This window comes from Microbacterium sp. dk485 (assembly GCF_004570445.1).
Classification (GTDB): Bacteria; Actinomycetota; Actinomycetes; order Actinomycetales; family Microbacteriaceae; genus Microbacterium; species Microbacterium wangchenii.
The window spans coordinates 667647-685158 of sequence record NZ_SPQW01000002.1 but is presented as its reverse complement, the minus strand read 5'-3'; the positions used below and the strand labels follow the sequence as shown (position 1 = coordinate 685158).

The 17512-nt window shown below is 67.7% G+C and carries 25 protein-coding genes; 5 read left to right on the top strand and 20 right to left on the bottom strand.

Translation table 11 applies throughout. The annotated features are described in order from the left end of the window. Positions 1–21: 21 nt before the first annotated feature. From def to E4V99_RS14075, 3 genes are all read left to right on the top strand, one after another. Complete coding sequence (def, locus tag E4V99_RS14085) at positions 22–588, top strand: peptide deformylase (RefSeq protein ID WP_135066690.1); 567 nt, start codon at positions 22–24, stop codon at positions 586–588. Positions 589–665: 77 nt separating this feature from the next. Continuing rightward, complete coding sequence (locus E4V99_RS14080) at positions 666–1352, top strand: HAD family hydrolase (RefSeq protein ID WP_135117634.1); 687 nt, start codon at positions 666–668, stop codon at positions 1350–1352. Between the two features lie 40 nt (positions 1353–1392). After that, the gene (locus tag E4V99_RS14075; RefSeq protein WP_135066696.1) at positions 1393–1656 is read left to right on the top strand and encodes a hypothetical protein; all 264 of its coding nucleotides are present in this window, start codon (positions 1393–1395) and stop codon (positions 1654–1656) included. A gap of 15 nt (positions 1657–1671) precedes the next feature. Here the strand turns inward: E4V99_RS14075 and E4V99_RS14070 are convergent, their stop codons facing one another. Further along, positions 1672–1866, bottom strand: a complete 195-nt coding sequence (locus E4V99_RS14070) for a hypothetical protein (RefSeq protein WP_135066699.1) — start codon at positions 1864–1866, stop codon at positions 1672–1674. Between the two features lie 335 nt (positions 1867–2201). Between E4V99_RS14070 and E4V99_RS14065 the strand changes: the two genes are divergently transcribed. Continuing rightward, entirely contained in the window at positions 2202–2975 is a 774-nt protein-coding gene (locus E4V99_RS14065; RefSeq protein ID WP_209305633.1) for a tyrosine-type recombinase/integrase, read from the top strand. Here the strand turns inward: E4V99_RS14065 and E4V99_RS14060 are convergent. The 3 genes from E4V99_RS14060 to E4V99_RS14050 form a co-directional block, all read right to left on the bottom strand. Next, positions 2898–3143, bottom strand: a complete 246-nt coding sequence (locus E4V99_RS14060) for a hypothetical protein (protein WP_135117631.1) — start codon at positions 3141–3143, stop codon at positions 2898–2900. The genes E4V99_RS14065 and E4V99_RS14060 overlap by 78 nt on opposite strands. Positions 3144–3231: 88 nt before the next feature. Further along, a complete protein-coding gene (locus E4V99_RS14055; RefSeq protein WP_135117630.1) occupies positions 3232–3429 on the bottom strand; it encodes a hypothetical protein in 198 nt (65 codons plus the stop codon). Positions 3430–3460: 31 nt separating this feature from the next. Beyond that, positions 3461–4042, bottom strand: coding sequence for a hypothetical protein (locus E4V99_RS14050; protein ID WP_135117629.1), 582 nt, complete (start codon positions 4040–4042; stop codon positions 3461–3463). A 46-nt stretch (positions 4043–4088) separates the two neighbouring features. Between E4V99_RS14050 and E4V99_RS18505 the strand changes: the two genes are divergently transcribed. Continuing rightward, positions 4089–4232, top strand: a complete 144-nt coding sequence (locus E4V99_RS18505) for a hypothetical protein (protein ID WP_167758133.1) — start codon at positions 4089–4091, stop codon at positions 4230–4232. On the opposite strand, the gene E4V99_RS14045 is transcribed toward E4V99_RS18505, so the two are convergent. From E4V99_RS14045 to E4V99_RS13970, 16 genes are all read right to left on the bottom strand, one after another. After that, entirely contained in the window at positions 4229–5530 is a 1302-nt protein-coding gene (locus tag E4V99_RS14045; RefSeq protein ID WP_135117628.1) for an SGNH/GDSL hydrolase family protein, read from the bottom strand. The genes E4V99_RS18505 and E4V99_RS14045 overlap by 4 nt on opposite strands. Next, entirely contained in the window at positions 5523–5765 is a 243-nt protein-coding gene (locus tag E4V99_RS14040) for a hypothetical protein (protein WP_135117627.1), read from the bottom strand. The genes E4V99_RS14045 and E4V99_RS14040 overlap by 8 nt, the downstream gene beginning before the upstream one ends. A gap of 11 nt (positions 5766–5776) precedes the next feature. Further along, a complete protein-coding gene (locus E4V99_RS14035; protein WP_135117626.1) occupies positions 5777–6070 on the bottom strand; it encodes a hypothetical protein in 294 nt (97 codons plus the stop codon). Beyond that, complete coding sequence (locus tag E4V99_RS14030; protein ID WP_135117625.1) at positions 6067–6741, bottom strand: peptidoglycan DD-metalloendopeptidase family protein; 675 nt, start codon at positions 6739–6741, stop codon at positions 6067–6069. The genes E4V99_RS14035 and E4V99_RS14030 overlap by 4 nt, the downstream gene beginning before the upstream one ends. Further along, complete coding sequence (locus tag E4V99_RS14025; RefSeq protein ID WP_135117624.1) at positions 6738–7505, bottom strand: tail fiber domain-containing protein; 768 nt, start codon at positions 7503–7505, stop codon at positions 6738–6740. The genes E4V99_RS14030 and E4V99_RS14025 overlap by 4 nt, the downstream gene beginning before the upstream one ends. Before the next feature lies 1 nt (position 7506). Further along, positions 7507–9153, bottom strand: a complete 1647-nt coding sequence (locus E4V99_RS14020; protein WP_135117623.1) for a hypothetical protein — start codon at positions 9151–9153, stop codon at positions 7507–7509. Continuing rightward, positions 9150–9515 carry a hypothetical protein gene (locus E4V99_RS14015; RefSeq protein ID WP_135117622.1) on the bottom strand — a complete coding sequence of 122 codons (366 nt, stop codon included), beginning with the start codon at positions 9513–9515 and terminating at the stop codon, positions 9150–9152. Before E4V99_RS14015 ends, E4V99_RS14020 begins: the two co-directional genes overlap by 4 nt. Further along, positions 9512–10723, bottom strand: a complete 1212-nt coding sequence (locus tag E4V99_RS14010; protein WP_135117621.1) for a hypothetical protein — start codon at positions 10721–10723, stop codon at positions 9512–9514. The genes E4V99_RS14015 and E4V99_RS14010 overlap by 4 nt, the downstream gene beginning before the upstream one ends. A gap of 1 nt (position 10724) precedes the next feature. Beyond that, complete coding sequence (locus E4V99_RS14005; RefSeq protein ID WP_135117620.1) at positions 10725–11210, bottom strand: hypothetical protein; 486 nt, start codon at positions 11208–11210, stop codon at positions 10725–10727. A gap of 1 nt (position 11211) precedes the next feature. After that, positions 11212–11610 carry a hypothetical protein gene (locus E4V99_RS14000; RefSeq protein ID WP_135117619.1) on the bottom strand — a complete coding sequence of 133 codons (399 nt, stop codon included), beginning with the start codon at positions 11608–11610 and terminating at the stop codon, positions 11212–11214. A gap of 5 nt (positions 11611–11615) precedes the next feature. Next, complete coding sequence (locus tag E4V99_RS13995) at positions 11616–11993, bottom strand: hypothetical protein (protein ID WP_135117618.1); 378 nt, start codon at positions 11991–11993, stop codon at positions 11616–11618. Beyond that, entirely contained in the window at positions 11983–12351 is a 369-nt protein-coding gene (locus E4V99_RS13990) for a hypothetical protein (protein ID WP_135117617.1), read from the bottom strand. The genes E4V99_RS13995 and E4V99_RS13990 overlap by 11 nt, the downstream gene beginning before the upstream one ends. 20 nt (positions 12352–12371) lie before the next feature. Beyond that, positions 12372–14123, bottom strand: coding sequence for a hypothetical protein (locus E4V99_RS13985; protein WP_135117616.1), 1752 nt, complete (start codon positions 14121–14123; stop codon positions 12372–12374). A gap of 3 nt (positions 14124–14126) precedes the next feature. Beyond that, on the bottom strand, positions 14127–15215 hold the full coding sequence (locus E4V99_RS13980; protein WP_135117615.1) for a hypothetical protein: 1089 nt from the start codon (positions 15213–15215) through the stop codon (positions 14127–14129). Between the two features lie 51 nt (positions 15216–15266). After that, positions 15267–16880, bottom strand: coding sequence for a hypothetical protein (locus E4V99_RS13975; RefSeq protein ID WP_167758132.1), 1614 nt, complete (start codon positions 16878–16880; stop codon positions 15267–15269). A gap of 252 nt (positions 16881–17132) precedes the next feature. Then, a complete protein-coding gene (locus E4V99_RS13970; RefSeq protein WP_135117613.1) occupies positions 17133–17444 on the bottom strand; it encodes a hypothetical protein in 312 nt (103 codons plus the stop codon). Positions 17445–17512 lie beyond the last annotated feature (68 nt).

Sequence of the window (17512 nt, the reverse complement as noted above, 5' to 3'; positions counted from 1 at the left end):
GCCGCTCGATAGGCTCAAGGCGTGGCCGTTCTCCCGATTCGCATCATGGGCGATCCCGTCCTGCACGCTCCCGCCGACCCTGTGACCGAGATCACCGACGACATCCGCCGGCTCGTCGCCGACATGTTCGAGACGATGGATGCCGCGCCCGGCGTGGGCCTCGCCGCGCCGCAGGTGGGTGTGGGACTGCGGCTGTACGTATACAGCTACGCCGACGACGAGGGCGCACCCTGGCGCGGTGTGATCATCAACCCCGAGCTGTGGATGCGTCCGCTCGAACCCGGCGCCCCCGACCCCGACGACGAGTCGGAAGGATGCTTGTCGTTCCCGGGCGAGCGATTCCCCCTCCGCCGTTCGGAAGAGGTCGTGGTCACCGGCACCGACCTCGACGGCGAGGCTGTGCGCATCCAGGTGTCGGGCTGGCGCGCACGGATCATGCAGCACGAATTCGATCACCTCGACGGCGTGCTCTACATCGACCGCCTGGATGACAGCGACTGGAAGACGACGCAGAAGATCGCCCGCAAGCGCGGATGGGGGCGCCCCGGCAACGCGTGGCTCCCGGGCGTGGACGACCTGGACGCCTGACCCCGCGCCACCTGGCACATCCCGCCGGAGCTCGCCACCCCGTACGTGCGCCGGAAGCCATGCGCTTGAGTGGGGGCATGGAAGCATCCGATCGTTCGACGCCCCTGGCCGTGCTGTTCGACATCGACGGGACTCTCGTGGATTCGAACTACCTCCACGTGGATGCGTGGTCCCGCGCGTTCGCCGAGGCGGGCACCCCTGTCGACACATGGCGGATCCACCGCGCCATCGGGATGGACTCCGGCAAGCTGCTGGACGAGCTCCTCGGCGACGCCGCCGACTCGGCCGGACCGGTCGCGAAGAAGGCGCACGCGCGGTTGTACGCGGGCATGTCCGAGCGCCTGCGCGTTTTCGCCGGCGCACGGGAGCTTCTGCAGGTCCTCGCCGATCGCGGGCACACCATCGTCCTGGCGACCTCCGCCCCGCCGGAGGAGCTCGAGATGCTGCTGGAGGTGCTCGACATGGGCGACACGCTGGACGTCGTCACCTCGGCTCAGGATGCCGAGACCGCGAAGCCCGATCCCGACATCCTCACCGTCGCCGTCGAGCGCGCGGGCGTGAGCCCCGACCGCGCCGTCATGGCCGGTGACGCGGTGTGGGATGTGCAGGCAGCGGCGCGCGCCGGCGTCCCGTGCGTCGGCGTGCTCAGCGGTGGGACCGGGCGGGACGAGCTCCGCGCGGCCGGCGCGGTCGCCGTGTACGACGACGTCGCGGGCCTGCTGCGCGAACTGGATGCCAGCCCGCTCCGCAGCGCCCCGGAATAACGCGCTGACCTGGAGTGTTGTGCCCAGCGGAGGAGAAGGTATGAAAGGTGATCGAGTAGAGATCGTGGTCGACGCGGGCGGTGGTGTCGCTCGCACGTATGACATCGAAGCCAGCCGTGCAGGCCGTCGGCTGGACGTGACCCACGGCCGGGGTCTGGTGGAGGTCTCCGAGGTGACCCGCTCGGGCACACCGGTGCGCACGGCCCGATTCATGGCGAACCGGGTGATCGCGCTCGTGGAGCACCCCGCCGATGAGAGCGCCGCCCGACCGGAGGAATACGCGCCGCTGCGCCGCGCCGCGTGACGCGGGCGCGCACCGTCAGGCCGAGTGGGCCTCGCGGTGCGCGTCTTCCATGGCCGTCGACTTCAGCTGAAGGATGGCGAGGGCTTCGTGGAGGGCCCCCACGGGGGCCTCGATCTCGTCGAAGTGGTGCAGGAAGCCGTTCGCGTCGCGTGCGGTGACCGTGACGAACGCGTGTCCGTGGCGCGGTACGCGCTGACCCTTCGTCCGCATCCTGCGCTCCCCCATCCGCCCCGCTCCTTCCGCTGGATCCGAGGCTACCCGGCACCCGTGCACTGCGGCGGCCGGACACGCGAGAACCGCTTCCCGATGTCGTCGCTCGCGTCGCGTGCAGGAGCAGACAAAGGGAAAGGCCCGGGGTGGAAGCCCGGGCCTTAGGTGAGAGCCGCGTTAGATGACGCGGTACTCTCGCTCCCCGGCTTGGACTCGAACCAAGAACCTATCGGTTTGCAGCTCGTCGCGTAAGACACGCGGCGACAATCCGATGAGTCTGCTATGGGTATGTTATGAACGCTGACTCATATCTCCCCCTGTATGAGAGGTGGCTGATGGCGTCGGATCGGCAGGACTCGACCATCGGCCTACGGATGCGACACATCCGCGATCTCGCGTCCCGGTTCGATCTGATGACGGTGACTGCGGACGATCTGCACGAGGTGCTCGCCGCGCGTCGCGAACTCTCACCCGAGACGCGGAAGTCTCAGCTCGCGAGCTGGCGTGTCTTCTTCGGATGGGCGCACAAGCGCGGGATGCGGGCCGATGATCCAACCGGAGAGATCCGCACCATCCGCGTGCCCGTCCGCGTCCCGAGGATCGCGCCCGACGACGAGATACAGCGCGCCATCGAGCGCGCCAACCCCCAGCACCGGGCGATGATCCTCCTCGCCCGGTACGCCTGCCTACGCCTGACCGAAGTGACCCGGCTGCACACCGACGACCGCGCCGGGGACATGCTGCGCATCCTCGGGAAGGGCGACAAGGAACGGATGGTGTGCGCGAACGAGCCGCTCCTGCTCGCGCTGCGCCGACTGGAGCTTGCGCAGGGACGCGGCTACTACTTCCCCGGCCTCACCCGCGAGCACATGCACCCCATGAGCGTCAACAAGATCATCACGAGGGTGACCGGCTGGAATCCGCACAGCCTGCGCCACGCCGGGGCGACCGCCGCCTACAACGCCACCGGCGACCTGCGCGGCGTGCAGGAGATGCTCGGGCACGCCTCGCTCGCGACGACGCAGCGCTACCTACACCTGGACGCTGCCAGCCGCCGACGCCTCGCCGCCGCGACCGTCATCCCCCGCCGCGACCGTCTCGCCGCCTGAGATCCGCAACGGCACCGCCGAGGTCACCGACACGGCCGTCGTGCTGCTCATGGTGTGCTCACGGAGCGCGGAGAGGATCGCGGCCCGCACGACGTAGTACAGCGCCGCCAGGGTGAGAGCTGCACCGATCAGCCAGCCAACGACGAGTCCGAGGAGTTGAGCGTCCATGCGCATGAGCGTAGCCCCTGCCATCTCGTGGCAGGGGGCTACGTGACAGGAACAATCTGAGCAAGCGAGGGCCTGTCAGGTCTCACGGTTAGGACAGGACGTGAGTCCCACCGTTGGGGGTGCTGAGGAACTGAACCAGTGCGTCGGCATACTTTCCGGCGATGTCGTTGAGCTGCGCGTTCTTTTCGTCGTCCGGCACGTCGCTGCCGAAGGTGCTGCTGTAGGCGGTCTGGAGGTTCAGGAGGGTGTGGGCGATGGTCTTCTGGCCATTGGTCGCTTCGGTCATGGCGCGAGCATAGTGTGGTGATGTGCTGGGATCAGGCGGTGCAGACAAACTGGCGGTACGCGTCCCGAATGAATTGCTCTAGCGCATCCAGGTAAGCGCTCACAACGTCGACTGCTTCACCATCCGCGACCTCCATCCGAATGTCCACGCGCATGTCCCGAGGCAGCTCGACGTAATAGCGTTCGGTTCTCCCGTCACCGAGGTCGACCGTCCACCCCGATCCGCCGCTGGAGTCACCCATGAAGAATCCGGTGGCTCCCGGCGGCGGATTGGTCTGCAGCCTAGCCAAATCGGCGAAGTTGAGATGCTCGATGTAGAGCGAGGCGGTCGGACTCACCTGCGCTTTATGCAGTATCTCGGTTCGCACCTTATATAGGCGTCGGAAGCGCGGGTCTTCACCAAGTGCAGCGGTCCGCGGCTCGTACCACGAATTGAAGTCGGGTACATCGCTCCTCATGTTCTCCAAGGCATTGGTCACCGCTCTACCGAACACCACAGCGCTCCGGTAGCCAGCCAACCGCCGAGACCCGTCGCTGCTCCGCATGTCCGAGAGCCCATGTTTCGCGGTAGCGAGAAGCTCCCATGCACTGTTTATCGCCGCTTCCGGTTTCATGGGCCTCAGTGTGCCGCAATGAAGTCGACTGCGTACAATCGGCCGCATGAAGCTCTGGGACCGGATCAACGCGTGGGCGGCCGTACAGGTCGCACGCGACGATATGGATCTCCACTGCCCGCACCAGCCGATCGGCTCCTGCGGACGCCCGGAGTGCGACGATCAGGTAACCGCCGACTACTACAACTAGCTAGTCAGCAACGACACAACCGCCTGCGCCCCCGCTCGGTAGCCGATGCGGTTCGGGTGTGCTGCGTCCGTCATCTGCCCGTAGATGTTCGCGGTGTTCCAATCCCCGAACCGTTCGAGGAGGTCGATGAGTGGAACGTTGTTCGACAGAGCAAGCTCGTAGAGCGCCTGCGTATAGGCGGTGAACGACGGCACCGACGAGGCGGGAAACGCCGTCAACAGAACCACATCGTGGTTCCCCGACTTGCACGCCGTGATGATCGCCTGGATGTTCGCTTTGTATGTCGCCGGAGCGATGCCCGCGAAGGCGTCGTTCGTTTCGCATAGGACGAAAATGCAGTCCGCCTGCCATGTATCCCGGACGAAGCGAATGTGCTTGAACCAGTCGGTCTGATTGATCTCCGCGCTCTTGCTGCCCGACACCCCGACGTTGGCGATACGGACGCCAGTGGGGCTCGACGTGTTGTACACCTCAATGCCGAGCACCTGTGGGTTAAGCGTGGCCGCCTTGGCTAGCGAGACGGTATGGGTCGTGTTCGCCAGCCCGGTCTTGCTGTAGACGCCCACGCTGTTCCCCGTGGTGGGCGTCACGGTCTCAGGCGTGCCACCGTCGATCGTCACAGAGAAGGCGCCGCCCGTGTTGAGGTAGTACACGTCCACGCGGGTGCCGGTCTTGTCGCTCACGAAGACAGCGGGCGTGGTGGTGCTCGTGGTGTACGCCGACGACTGCGTGCCCGCGAAGGCCGACCAGTCGGTGAGGGTCCACCGGGCGTCAGCCAACTGCTTGTTCATGGGGTCGAATCCGGTGCCGTTTGCAGGGAACCCGATGGCGTTGAGAGCGTCTCGCAGTTGCACCGGCCAGGACGTTACGGGCGTCGCCCCGAAACCCGCGACGGTCGAGTCGCCGAGGAATGCCAGACGACACCACCCCTGCCCAGCCGCCGCACGCGCCAGGTTGGCGCGAGTGCGGCGAAGTGCACTCGCGTTCGCTCGGTAGAAGCCGCGAAGCTTGTCGAGCGACGTGGCGGCGTCCACGGCAGGAGCCACGACGGCTGGTGCCTCCTGAGCCACGACACCCGCAATCGTGCGTGAAAGCTCCTGTTCCGAGAGGCGCGTCTGTAGCGTCTCCAGCACCTCGCCGAGGTCGGTGCCCTGCTCGGCGATGATGTCGGCCAGCTCGTCAACGGGCACCTTGAACAGGCGCGCGAGCGCGTCCATCGTGGGCGGCGGGAACAGTTTGCTCCCGGCGTCCACGAGCGGGATAGCCATCCCGGCCGGGATGTCGGGGAAGTCAGCCATTCGCGGAGCCCTTCGGGATGTTCGGGGTCACGACGGCGAGGCCGAAGACACCGGAGAGGAAGATGAGCACGGCCGCTGTGGGACCGGTCCAGGTCGACCAGTCGACGGCCGGTGTCGCGCCGTCGAACACGAGCGCCGCGCCGAGGGCGACATCGGCCGCGCCGATGGCGACCTGCGCGACCCGGCGAACGGTCGGGTTCGCGACGACGACGTTGGGCGTGAGGTTGTTGTCCATGAGGGTTCCTTTCAGAAGGGCTTGATGACGGACCATGCGAACGAGAGGCCGGCGACGATCACGGCGCACACCGACCACCACGGCGCGGACTTCGCGCGCAACTCGGCGCGGAGATCCCCGATCTCCCGGCCGAGCCCCTGCAAGCGGCCGTTGACGTGATCGTTGCGTTGCGCCCATTCGCGGTGGCTGACCTTGTTGTCGTGGGAGTCGGTGACCGTACGGCGCAGCTCGCGGATGTCCTCGCGAAGCTCCGCGATGTCCTCGCGGATGTACGTGAGCTCGCTCGGCTCCCCGACTGCGCTCATGCGAGCCCGCGGATTTTCTTCTGTAGCGCCTCGATCTGCGCCTCCTCCGACACGGTGCCGAGGTTGGACGGTCCACCGCCGCCGACGAATACGGCGTCATAGCCGCCCTTCCCGTCCGAGAAGACGGCGAACGTGCCGCCGCGCCGCGCGCCGACCTTGCCCTTGATACGGATGTAGTTCACGGGTTCCTCCTGCTGTGTGGTGGTGGGTACGACGATGGGGGTTGAGGTGCCGCTGTTGGCGAGAGCTGCGGCGGTGAGGTAGGTGCGCACGTCGCGGATGAGCGGGCGGGCGTCCCGTTTGCGGCCGTTCACGGCATGCTCGACGTGACAGCACGGTCCCGAGGTCCAGCCGCTCGTGCCCTCCAGGCCCACCGTTGCGCCCTGCGCGATGGTGGAGCCGACTCGGTACGGCGACGCGGCGTGCAAGTGGGCGTAGGACACCTGTCCCCACTGCGTCTCAGTGTCGATGCGGTGGCCGTAGCCGTGCCCGCTGCTCGGGCGCCACACGGCCGTCACGCGCCCGTCGAGGAGCGCGACGACAGGTGCGGTGCCCGGGCGGGTGCTGTGGGAGAGGTCGGTGCCCTCGTGAATGCGGCCGTTGGGGCGAGGTTCCCCGTACTGCCCGGTGACGTAGCGGTCGTCGTAGTAGGCCAGCACGCGGGCGCTCATGCCTGGCCCCCTTCGAGGTCGGCCACGCGCTTGTGCAGCTGCGCGACCTGCGAGAGCAGGAGCCCGATGAAGTCGATGGACTCCACCTGCCCGTCGATGACGACGGCGAACGCGGCCTGATCGGGGTGCTCGGCGAGCTGCTCGGCGATGTATCCGTAACGCCACGTGTGGTCGTCGGGCACGTTGCCGTCAGCGCGCATCTGGAACCGATGGAACACGGGCCAGATGTCGCCGAGGTCGTCGGGGTCGACCGCGGAGATGTGCTTCTTGTAGCGCTCCGACGAGGCACCCCGCGCGATCCGGCCGTCTGCGTTGATGTAGGCGACGGTGTAGCCGCTGGATGCGGCATAGCTGGAGGGGAGGTAGACCTGCCCGAACGTGACATCCTGTCCGGGCTTCACGCCGCCCGCGACGGAGTCGACGTAGTCCTTGCGGGTCAGGTGGCCGGCCCCGGTGCCCTGCGTCTCCGACCAGAACGTGCGCCCGACGATGCCGCCCGAGCCGTCGCGCTGCACGACGGTGTTGGCGGTCGCGGCGGTGGTGATCGTCGGCCTGCCGGTCACCCGCGACCACGGCACCGAGACCGTCGAGAGCGCCGAGTCGACGTAGGCCTTCGCGGCCTGGAAGAACTGCGCGATGTAGTCGCGCGTCTTGTTCATCTGCACGTTGCCCTGCTGCACCTTCCCCGGCCCACCGGGCTCGGGGCTGGTGGCGGGCACGAGATCCATGCCCGCGGCCTGTGCTTCGTCTCCGATGTTCGCCATGTCAGGCGTCCTCCCAATCGAGATCCGGGTCGACATCCGCCCAATCGGTGGTGCCGTTCATGTCCAGCCAGTCACCGGGGGCGATGTCGATAAGCCCGGTCGTTTCGAGATCCATGAGCATCTCTGCGAGATCCCACCGGACGGCCGCGACCTGCCCGAGGGTGTCGGGTGCGCCGGGGAGGCTGATCTGCGCCACCATCCCCGGTGTCGCCGTGGAGCGGGCCAGGACGCGGACGCTCTGAGTGCGCCCGGTGCCCACGAGACGGAACAGCATGGCCTGCGCGATCCCCGGCACGTACGGCCGGTTCAGCTCCACCGTCCGGACGCTCCCCGGCGTGCCGGCGACATCGGCCCTCTCGTACGAGGTGCCGTTACGGGTCCACTTGAACATGACGATGATGCCCGTCACCCACACGTTCTCATCGTCGGCGGTGAGAGTGTCCTCACCCTCGGAGGCGGTGGAGGCGGCGACGTTGATCTGATCGGGGATGCTGCGCGCCTCGGGGAGGTCCAGGTGCCATAGCCGCGCCTCGTCGCACCACAGCACCATGCCGACGCTCGTCACGAGCGGGAGCAGGAAGTCCCAACCGGACTCCCCCGCATCCCACACGAACGCATACGGGTCGCCGGGGTCGCCGACCGGTGTGCGCACGCTGGGAGAGTCGTCGGGATCGCCCTCGAATGCGTAGGTGTACTCGTCGTCGCCGAGATCCCCGCCCGTGAAGGGCTCCACCGGGAAGCGCGGGTCACCCTCATAGAGCAGGCCAGCGTCGAGGACGATCACGCGGCCCAAGGTCGAGCCGTTGATGCTGATGTAGGGGGCGACCTTCGCGGCGTTCGCGGGGGCGCGGGCGCTGACGGTGAGGGTGCGATATTCGCCAGACTGCATCTGCACGGGCGGACCGAAGACGCTGTTGATCGGAGCGTTGTTGTTGTCCAGGAACCGGAGGACGAGGCGGGCCGTCTCACCGGCCCGGTAGGGCACCTCACACCGGGCCTTCACGGAGGCGTTGTAGGTGGCCTCGGGGCTCGCGTTGAGGTCGTACTTCGTCGTGTCGACCATGAATACGGCCCCGTTGGCGCCGGTCATCGCCGCGCGCACGTAGCCACTGCTGCCCTGCGCGACGTAGGAGATCGTGCATCCGCCGCCCGCGGTCCAGTTGTTCACGTTCCCCGCGAGGGCAGGGTTACGGAGCAGGTTGGTCGCCGGCCACCGTGGCGTCACGTCGGCGTCGGGACCGGGTGCGAGAACGGCATCGGGGACGGCCTGCGCGAGCACGTGCTGCACGATGGCCCGGATGCTGTGCGCGAGGGTGAAGGGGGTGGCGTCCTCGGTGAGCGGCTTGTACTTGATGAGGATCGCCTCGTCGCTCGCGAGGGTGAGGGTGACGGTCTTCGCTCGGTGGTCGACGGTGCGCTGCCGGAGGCCGAGATCGAACGCGCGCCCGCCGAACGTCAGCGGGCACCGGACGCCGCTGCGGGGATCGAGCGAGCCGAGGATGTCGGCAGGCAGGAGCGGGAGCACGACGGATGCGGAGGCGTACGGCACCGCCCCACGGTCGAGGGTGAGGGTGCTCCCCCGCGCCGGGGTGAGCTGCGCCCCGTCGAGGAGCACGCTCGCGTCAGGAGTCAGGACGGGCGTGCTCACGTCAGGATCTCCTGATACCCGACATCGAACGTCCACACGTGCCGCACGGCGTCATGGATGGCGACGCCGAGCTGCCCGTACCGGATGAACGTCATGTTCAGCGCGGGCCGCTCCTCATCGAGCAGCGCGAACGTCGTCGGCCGGCGCAGCATCTCGCGTGCCGCCTCGGCGTCGATGTCCGATCCGAACGCCATGCCGACCGTGCCCGCGGCGGGGCGGTCGCCGACGAGGGTTACTGCGATCGATCCGTCGATCAGCTCGTGCACGACGTTGCCCGACTCCGAGGGGCGGGCGTAGCCGGTGACCACGGCCGGGGAGAACGAGTCTCCGGTGCCGTCCTGCGCGGTGATGGTGACACTCATGGGAGCAACTGCCTCTTGTCGGCGGCGATGGCGGTGTAGGAGATGAGTGCGCGCTTCATCTTCGGGGACCAGTTGTCCCACGCGGACGAGTCGACATCGACCTTGACGCGGGTGTTGACCGTCTCAGGGATGCCGTCGAGATCGCCCTTGAAACCCTGGATGTTCTGCGTTGCCTGGCCCGTCTTCGCGTCGATGAGGATCTGTGTGTTGTCGGGCAGGGTGTACAGCTCGTTCCCCAGCTCATCGACCTCCAGGGACGCCTCGCCCGCATCGCGGACGACGCCGCGCAGCGCGTCGGAGACTGCCCGTGCGCGCTCCTGGCCCGCCGACATCTCCCCGGTGAGTGCCTCGTAGGCGGCTGCGCCGCGCTCGACGGCATCGGCGAGGTCGTACGCCTTCCCGGCGTTGGAGTCGACCTGCGTCTCCTGCTCGGCGAGGAGACGGTTGGCCTCCTCCTGACGGGTGTTCAGCGTCTCCCGGACGGCGGCGAGGGCGGCACTGTCGCCGGCCATCGCGCGGAGGGCGGTTCCCTCGTCTACCCCCCAGTCCTTCGCGTTCTGCGCGGCGACCTTGTACCGCTCGGGGTCGGTGCTCATCGCGATCACGCTGCCGGTGACCTGCGCGGCCGAGACGACGCCACCGAACGAGTCGATGTAGACCGACGCCCAGTCGGCAATCTTCTGCTCGTTCAGCTCCTGCTCGTCGCCGAGACGCTCGAACGCGCCGATCAGGAGACCGATACCGGCCGCGCCCGCTGCGGTCGCCACGAGTCCGGGGATGCCGCCGAGGGCACCGGACCCGGCGAGCCCACCGAGGGTGTCCTGCGCGATCTGCGGGAGGTCTTCGAGGTCGCCACGGAACGAGGAGAACGTCTCACCGAGGTTCTGTTTCAGCTCGTCGCCGACCTCACGGGCCTTGTCGTTCATGCCGTCGAGGCCGTCGTCGGCGGACCTCTTAGCCGACCGGTAGCCGTCGCGGAACTCCCGCTCGATGGTGCGCGCGGTGTCCTTCGTCTCGTCGGCGAGCTTCTCCGTCTGCCGCTGCGCGTCCTTCATGTCGCGTTCGAGCTGCTCGGGGCCACGGGAGCGGCCCAGCTCCTCCAGCGCCTTCTCGGCATCTTCGAGGGGGTCGATGATGCCCGACTCGACGCCCTGCTTGAAGGCGCGAGTCTCCGAGGCGATGGGGATCTCGATGGGGTTGCGGGCCATGTCAGACCTTCTCGATGGCTTCGTGGATGGTGCGATAGGCCGTCTGCACCCACAGGGACGCGATGCGGGAGACGCTGACCTTCGCGGCGGGGTGGGCCACGTGGCCGCTGCGCCGGGGTGCGCCGAACGTCGGGCCGAGACGCCGCTTGTAGGCGGTGCCCTTGCGGCTGCGCGTCGTGACCGTCTTACCGGGGTTCGCGCCCCACTCGATGGCCTGCGCGAGGTCCGAGATCGCCGTGCCCGACGACAGCCGACCGACCGCACCGGCCCGGAGGAACACGTTCTGCTGCGTCACACCGACACGAGCGGACTGCGCGAGACGGGACTGGAGGCGGGTGCCCGCCTGCTCGCGGGTGGTGTCCTTCCAGATCGGCTCTGCGTTGCCCTTGGTGTGCTGCGCGATCTGCTTGCGCACGTCCGCATCGAGCCCCCGCATGGCGTGCATGAGCACGGCCAGCGGGGAGTCGATGAGGAGTGAGATGCGCATGTCAGGCGCCGGGCGTGAATTCGGGCTTGCCGTTGACCTGGAGCGTCTTCGAGAACGCGGCGGGGGTGTTGATGGTGCCGCCGATGGTGACAGCGGCGGCGATGACCGTGCCGGCCCACGTGCCACCGGGCACGTCGATGGTGACCTCGATCTCCTCGCCCTCGTGCTCGATCAGGAAGTGCGACAGGCTGTTGACCGTCTCCCAGTCCTGCGCGCCCGCGAGCTGTAGCGTCCACGAGGAGTCACCGCCGAAGTTGGTCGACTTGCCGTCGAGGTCGGTCCACGTCGAGGTCGGCTGCGTCGGCTCGAACTGCGCCTGATTGAGGTGGGCGGTGTACTCGTCGTCACCCACCGATACGGGGGCCTTGAAAAGCACGGGCTTGGCTGCGATCTTCGCCATGATGGCTACTCCTGTTCTTCGGTGCTGATGAGTTGGACGGTGATGATCCACGCGAGGTAGTCGCCGACGCCGCGCTTCTCGGCGCGCGACCACGCGACCTCGACCGACGTGTCGAGCCCTCGGACGAGGGTGCGGGCGGTGGGGTCGAGGTCGTCTTCGGCCTTCGCATAGTCGGTGAGGTGGGACACAAGCGCGATCTCGTGCCCGTCGATGAGTGCGCCTGCGGGCATCTGCTCGTGGCTCATGGTCGTGTAGTCGATGAACACGGCAGGCTGCGAGAGGGTGCCGATGTTGCGGACGGTGTACTTCTCGATGCGCCCCCGCCACGCCTCGGGGAGCATCGGCTCGATGAGCGCGGCGAGACGCTCGCGGCTAGAGGACATGAGGCTTACCGTCCACCGGGCGGATGATGCCCTTGATGGTCTTATCGAGCGGGCGCGGGGTGAAGCTGAAACCCTCGCCGCCGATGTCGCCGGTCGAGGACACGCGGCCGGCATTCCAGAGGTTGATGGCCTGCTGGAGCTGCGCGTACACGTACCGGGTCGGCGTGGTGGTCGCGGGGGTGATATACCCGTCCTCGACCACCACGCCACCGGTGGGGGCGGGAGCGTAGGCGAGAACCTGCTCACGGGCGACATCGAGGAGCATGCCGCACGCCTCCAGGTTCGTCAGTGGCGCGTCAGGCCACGCCGCGAGGAGCCGAGTCTGCTCGGCCTCGTCTTTGACGCTGTACCACTCCATTTCCTACGCCCCCGTGCCGGTCAGCCAGCGGCCTTGGGGGTGCCGAAGGCGATGACGGCCTCGGGGCGGACCGGGAACGTCTCCAGGTACCCGACGATGGCCTTGTCGATGCCGCCGCGTGCGATGTCGAGCGCGTCGAGGCGGATGGGCGTTTCGCCCTGCTCGCGGAACTCGATGGCGGTCTTCGCGGAGCTGACCACAGCCGGGGCGGTGTTGTCGAAGCCGGCCGCGTCGAACGCCGCGTCGGGCGCACGCTTGACGACCACCGTGTCAGCGGTCGCGTCTCCGGTGCCCTTGACGGCGAAGGAAACGTACTCGGGCACCTGGTCCTTCGGGGTAAAGCGCAGCTGACGCCACGCGGCCCGGTTGACGAGCACGAATCCGGGGTCGTCGTCAGCGTCGGTGACGGCGTCGATGCCGTCGATCACCATGCCCATTGCGGTGGAGTACTCCTCGGGGTAGTCCTCCGTGTCGGCTTCGAGGATGCGCGATCCGTCCGCGCTGATGACGCCGTTGGCGTTGACCGATCCGGAGCCGAGGCCGATGATGTCGGTCAGGGCGTCGAGGTCGGTGATCTTGGCGTAGGAGTCGACGACGCCCTGGATGAATGCTTCGATGACCTCCTGTCCGCCTTCGAGGTCCCAGAACTCCCGTGCGATGTCGGCGGCGTAGCCGTAGGCGCGGCGGGTGGCGGCGATAGTCGACGTGCTCGCGGTGCCGGTCGGCATGTTGGACTTGTTGCCGCCCCAACGCTGCACGAGGGCGGTGCCCTGGTCGATCTTGAAGCCCTTGCGACCGGAGACGTTGATGCCTCCGTAGAGGTGCGTGGCGAGGTCGATGAACCGCCGCTCGTACTTCTTGCCCTGCCAGACCTTGCCCACCCATGCGGGCTGGATGACACCGCTCGCGGGGGTGGTGAGTCCGCCCGTGGCGTTGACCTTGATGTCGGCCAGCTCCGCGAGGAGCGTCTGCGCGGCGGCGTAGTCACCGTCGAGCGAGCCGGGGGTCTTCAAGGTCGCCATGGCGGCGAAGATCGTGCCCAGCTCGTAGGCCTTCGTGATCCCATCCACGGGGGTGGTGGGCGCCGACGCGAGCAGGGTGCTCGGAACGGCAGGGGTGGCGGCCGGAGACTGCCCCGGCTCGATTGCGGTTGCGGTCACAATGGACCCTCCTTCTTGGTTGTCCTCTGCCGGGGTGGCTTCGGGGGCGTAGGTCGCTTGCTCGCCTTCGGGCGTGCTCACGGTGATGTCGACCGGGAGCGAGGTGGAGAGCACCGACAGGTGACCGTCCTCGTCTGGCCCGAGGGTGGAATCGAGCTGCACAGCTTCGGTGTCCTCGGCGGCGAGGAGCGTTGCGCCTGCGAAGGCCGGCCGCTCTACGAGGGCGGCTCCGAAGACGCGGCCGGAGATGGCGCGCCCTCCGCTGATCTTGACCTCGGCAGCTTCGACCGACAGGTTCTTGCGCTTGCCGTTGCGGGCGTCCTCGAAGGCCTTGCGGCCGCGGTCGTCGTTGCGGAACTTGAACGATGCGAACAGACCGGCATCTGGCTGCTCCCAGACACGGGACAGCCCACCGACGACCTCCTCGCGCTTGTGCTCGACGTTGAGCGCGCTCCCCAGTACGTCCTCGGGGATCTCGAACGCGCCGGGTGTCACCTCGAACTCACCGAGGTTGGACCGCGCCTTGACCCCGTAGGGGACGAGGAGTCCGGTCGCGGTGAGATCCTCCTCCGAGAACTCAAGTGTTCCGGCGTCGATGATGACTGCATCCATTGGTCAGGCCTCGCTCGCGGGGTTGCTGGTCGGTGTGGGGCTGGTGATGTAGCTGGTGAGATCGCCACGGATGGCGTGGTCGGCAGGGCTCACGTCATCGAGGCTCATGCGCGCCTCGAACGCGAGAACGAATCGCTTAGCCGCGCTGTAGTCCCAGAACTCATTGCGGCTGACGCCGTTGGCTACGCCGCTGTAGCTGATCTCGGAACCGCCGCTGCCGCCCTGCTTCATGCCTTCGAGCAGTCCCGCTTCGGTGCCGGTGTGGTTCGCGATGTCGAGGCGTACAGCGTTCCGGCCCGACTCGAACAGGTCCACTTCGCCGTTCATGCCGGGGAACTCGACCGGGAACTCGGCAACCTTTAGCGCGACCGAGCCGTTAGCGGCTTTCCGTCCTTCGACGTACTGGTCCCGGTACTCCTTGCGCTCCTCGGGGGACCAGCTCTCCCACACATCCTTCGGGATGCCGAGGAACGTCAGGGGTACAGGGTTCTCCAGACGGTCCATGTAGGCGTTCTCGATGAGCCGCGCCTGACGCACGGTGTCCACGCCATCGATCAAGAGCCCGTTCTCGCCGTAGCCCAGCGGGATCGCCACGACGCGAGCGCGGTACGCCGGGGGAACGATCCCGTTCTCGACTTCGATGGTGCGTCCGTCCGCGCTCGCGCTCCAGGCGCCGAAGGGAATGTGCAGCGCATCGGACATGTCGCTGGTGAAACCGACCGCGGCCCACCCGTTGAAGAACAGATCGGAGGCGATGCCGTACTTTCGGTGATAGGGCGAGACGCCGCTGCGCGAGTTGCCCAGCCATTCCGGCTGGTCATCCGTGGGGACACCCTTCGCATCGGTCAGCCGGAAGGGAGTCTGCGCGAAGAGTGTGCAGTGGATGCCGTGCGCACGCTTGATCGCCGGGACGCGCAGGGCCGTGTCGCGGGTGACCGGCACGAGCCCCGTCTCTCGCATCTCGGAGGCGATGAGCTGGTCGACCGTGATCTGTGTCATCACATCGGTCGGCTGCCACGGCGAGGCAACGGCGATGGGGACGGACGGTGCCGGCTTGTATGCGTCGGCGATCCGCCGCCCGAAGATTCCCACGTGTGCATCATTGCGCATTTGCGCATCTACGCGCAACGACACGCCGGGGCGTCACTCGAACTGGAATGCGTCCCGAGGGCTGATCTTCGTCGTCGTGGAGTCCAGGAAGTGCAGCGCGAGCGAGCACGCCTCGACGGGCGTGATGTCGTCCTCGTAGTGGTCCTTCCGGCGTCCGAAGCCGAAGCCGCCCGCCGTCCCGATGGGACGCTTGACGGCGTACTCCAGCGCGTTCTCTAGCGGTCCCTGCTCGCGGAAGTACACGAGCGAGCCCTGCTCGAAGCCCTGGAGCGTCTTCGTCGCAGCTCGGCGAACGTCGCTCGTGGTGGCCGGCGTGAGCGCGGGCCGGGGGGTGGCGCGCGAGAGCGTCTCCACCTCGACGCCCACGGCCTGCGAGAGCTGGTCGAAGATCACCGGGACGCGGTACTTGCGCGCGAGGGTGAGCACCTTCATCGCGAAGCCCTGCACGCCCGACTGATGGTGCAGCAGGCCGATGGCGGTGCGAGGCGGGCGGGCGTCGTCGCGCTGCCCGTCGAGCTTCCAGGCGGTCGACGCGAGATCCTCCTGCTCCTCGTAGCGCCACGCCACGCCCACCGAGGCCCACAGGCCGTCAGGGTGCACCGAGATCGCGAGCGTGAAGTTCTCGGGAGCGGGCGGCATCTTGACCGACAGCGCGGCGCGCTCGCGCAGCGCGGCCGAGATCAGGCCCGTCGAGACGCCCTCGCTGCCGAACATGCCGCCGTACTCGGCGAGGAACTGCGTGCGCCCGAACTTGCGGAAGTTGCGCTCGACGGCCTCGATGGGCGTGGTCCAGCCGACGCCGGGGTGCGCCCGCTCGATCAGCTCGCGCATGCGGGCGCGAGGGTGGTCCTCGCTCGACTCCCAGTCCTCCAGCTCCTCGGGGTCGGTGGACTCGGGGATGCCGCGCCACACCACCCCGGCGTCGGGGTCGTTCAGGTTGTCCCACAGCAGGTTGCCGTCGCGGAACTTCGCGGCGGTGCCGGGGATGACGAACTGCGCGCCAGGCTTGGTGTCCATCGTCGGGAGCACGGCCACGGTGATGTCGTCGGAGAGCTCCACGTCGGCCTCGCCGCCCTCGTCGGCCACGCCCATGTCGAAGCCGCCCGAGCGGAAGCCGTCGCCGTTGGGCGAGTACACGTTGAAGAACGAGCCGTTGGGCCACGAGATCGCCTCGGAGCCCTTGCCGAGGTTGATCGAGAACGGCATGTCCTTGGGGTTCGGGTACAGCCGCATGATGGGCGCCACGATGTCCTTGCGGAACCGCTCGGACGCCTTCGCGCCGGTCGTGCACATCGTCCAGCCCACCTGGTAGTCCTCGCGCAGCGTGCACCGGCCGAGCACCACGGCTTGCACGCTCGTGGTCTTCGTGGAGCGGCGGGGGTCACAGATGGCCGTGATGAACCGGCCGGCGTTGAGCACGTCGGCGATGAGGAGCTGCTCGGGCGACGGGCCGGTGCCGCCGTCGCCGGCCCGCACCTTCTGGTCGAGGCGCAGCAGGCGCGCGCCCTCCACGAACTCGGCGCGCGACTGGTCGGTGGTCACCATCTCGGTGAGCCGAACGGCGGGCACCGCCTCGGCGTGCGCACGCCATTCGAGCCAGTTCTCCTCGCGGAGCAGGTCATCGAGGGTGGGGCTAATCGGTGTCATGGTCACGTTTCCAGATAGCGGCGGATGGTCACGGGTTCAGGGGGGGATGTCGCTGTAGAGCCGTAGGCGGGGGTGCGAGCGCCGCACCAAAAAAAACCGGCTCGATCACGACGTAAGCGCGGGTGAGATCGTGGCTCACGTGCCCCCGGTGCTCGCCGTCGTGATCGGCAGGAAGCGAGCACTCGTAGTAGCCGGCCACGACAGCGCAGCGCCCGACGATCCACGCCGCGTCCATGTCGAAGAGAGGGAGGCTCACTGCGAGTCCGACTCACGCTCATCGACACACGGCTCGCAGTCGCATTCCTCGTCGCTTCCGTTGTGCATCCAGATGAGCGAGGCGACTGCAACACGCGGGCTCCCGTAGACGTCCATCCAGATCTCGATGAAGTACTCGCCATCGCTCCACGTTGCCCACATCGTCCGACCTCGACCCGGCCGGATCTCGTCGTCCCAGCGCACGCGCCAGTAATGGTCATCCAGGTCCAGCGGGACAGTGCTCGTCTCGACGTACAACTGCGCCTCAGCGACCGCACCAGGCCACGCCGCTGCCTGCCGTTCGGTCATAGATTCATTCATCGTTCTTCGCTTTCTCGCGCGGTTACCAAGTAGAGATTTCTAGGAGTGTCTTGGTA

Excerpts from the sequence above, each read along its gene's own strand:
- E4V99_RS14060 (WP_135117631.1), bottom strand. The coding sequence starts at position 3,143 with ATGGACGCTCAACTCCTCGGACTCGTCGTTGGCTGGCTGATCGGTGCA.
- E4V99_RS13995 (WP_135117618.1), bottom strand. The coding sequence starts at position 11,993 with ATGTCCTCTAGCCGCGAGCGTCTCGCCGCGCTCATCGAGCCGATGCTC.
- E4V99_RS14010 (WP_135117621.1), bottom strand. The coding sequence starts at position 10,723 with ATGGCCCGCAACCCCATCGAGATCCCCATCGCCTCGGAGACTCGCGCC.
- E4V99_RS14040 (WP_135117627.1), bottom strand. The coding sequence starts at position 5,765 with ATGGACAACAACCTCACGCCCAACGTCGTCGTCGCGAACCCGACCGTT.
- E4V99_RS14025 (WP_135117624.1), bottom strand. The coding sequence starts at position 7,505 with ATGGCGAACATCGGAGACGAAGCACAGGCCGCGGGCATGGATCTCGTG.
- E4V99_RS14015 (WP_135117622.1), bottom strand. The coding sequence starts at position 9,515 with ATGAGTGTCACCATCACCGCGCAGGACGGCACCGGAGACTCGTTCTCC.
- E4V99_RS14055 (WP_135117630.1), bottom strand. The coding sequence starts at position 3,429 with ATGACCGAAGCGACCAATGGCCAGAAGACCATCGCCCACACCCTCCTG.
- E4V99_RS14070 (WP_135066699.1), bottom strand. The coding sequence starts at position 1,866 with ATGCGGACGAAGGGTCAGCGCGTACCGCGCCACGGACACGCGTTCGTC.
- E4V99_RS13985 (WP_135117616.1), bottom strand. The coding sequence starts at position 14,123 with ATGGATGCAGTCATCATCGACGCCGGAACACTTGAGTTCTCGGAGGAG.
- E4V99_RS13990 (WP_135117617.1), bottom strand. The coding sequence starts at position 12,351 with ATGGAGTGGTACAGCGTCAAAGACGAGGCCGAGCAGACTCGGCTCCTC.
- E4V99_RS14065 (WP_209305633.1), top strand. The coding sequence starts at position 2,202 with ATGGCGTCGGATCGGCAGGACTCGACCATCGGCCTACGGATGCGACAC.
- E4V99_RS18505 (WP_167758133.1), top strand. The coding sequence starts at position 4,089 with ATGAAGCTCTGGGACCGGATCAACGCGTGGGCGGCCGTACAGGTCGCA.
- E4V99_RS14045 (WP_135117628.1), bottom strand. The coding sequence starts at position 5,530 with ATGGCTGACTTCCCCGACATCCCGGCCGGGATGGCTATCCCGCTCGTG.
- E4V99_RS14050 (WP_135117629.1), bottom strand. The coding sequence starts at position 4,042 with ATGAAACCGGAAGCGGCGATAAACAGTGCATGGGAGCTTCTCGCTACC.
- E4V99_RS14005 (WP_135117620.1), bottom strand. The coding sequence starts at position 11,210 with ATGCGCATCTCACTCCTCATCGACTCCCCGCTGGCCGTGCTCATGCAC.
- E4V99_RS13975 (WP_167758132.1), bottom strand. The coding sequence starts at position 16,880 with ATGACACCGATTAGCCCCACCCTCGATGACCTGCTCCGCGAGGAGAAC.
- E4V99_RS14075 (WP_135066696.1), top strand. The coding sequence starts at position 1,393 with ATGAAAGGTGATCGAGTAGAGATCGTGGTCGACGCGGGCGGTGGTGTC.
- E4V99_RS14035 (WP_135117626.1), bottom strand. The coding sequence starts at position 6,070 with ATGAGCGCAGTCGGGGAGCCGAGCGAGCTCACGTACATCCGCGAGGAC.
- E4V99_RS13970 (WP_135117613.1), bottom strand. The coding sequence starts at position 17,444 with ATGACCGAACGGCAGGCAGCGGCGTGGCCTGGTGCGGTCGCTGAGGCG.
- E4V99_RS14080 (WP_135117634.1), top strand. The coding sequence starts at position 666 with ATGGAAGCATCCGATCGTTCGACGCCCCTGGCCGTGCTGTTCGACATC.
- E4V99_RS14000 (WP_135117619.1), bottom strand. The coding sequence starts at position 11,610 with ATGGCGAAGATCGCAGCCAAGCCCGTGCTTTTCAAGGCCCCCGTATCG.
- E4V99_RS14030 (WP_135117625.1), bottom strand. The coding sequence starts at position 6,741 with ATGAGCGCCCGCGTGCTGGCCTACTACGACGACCGCTACGTCACCGGG.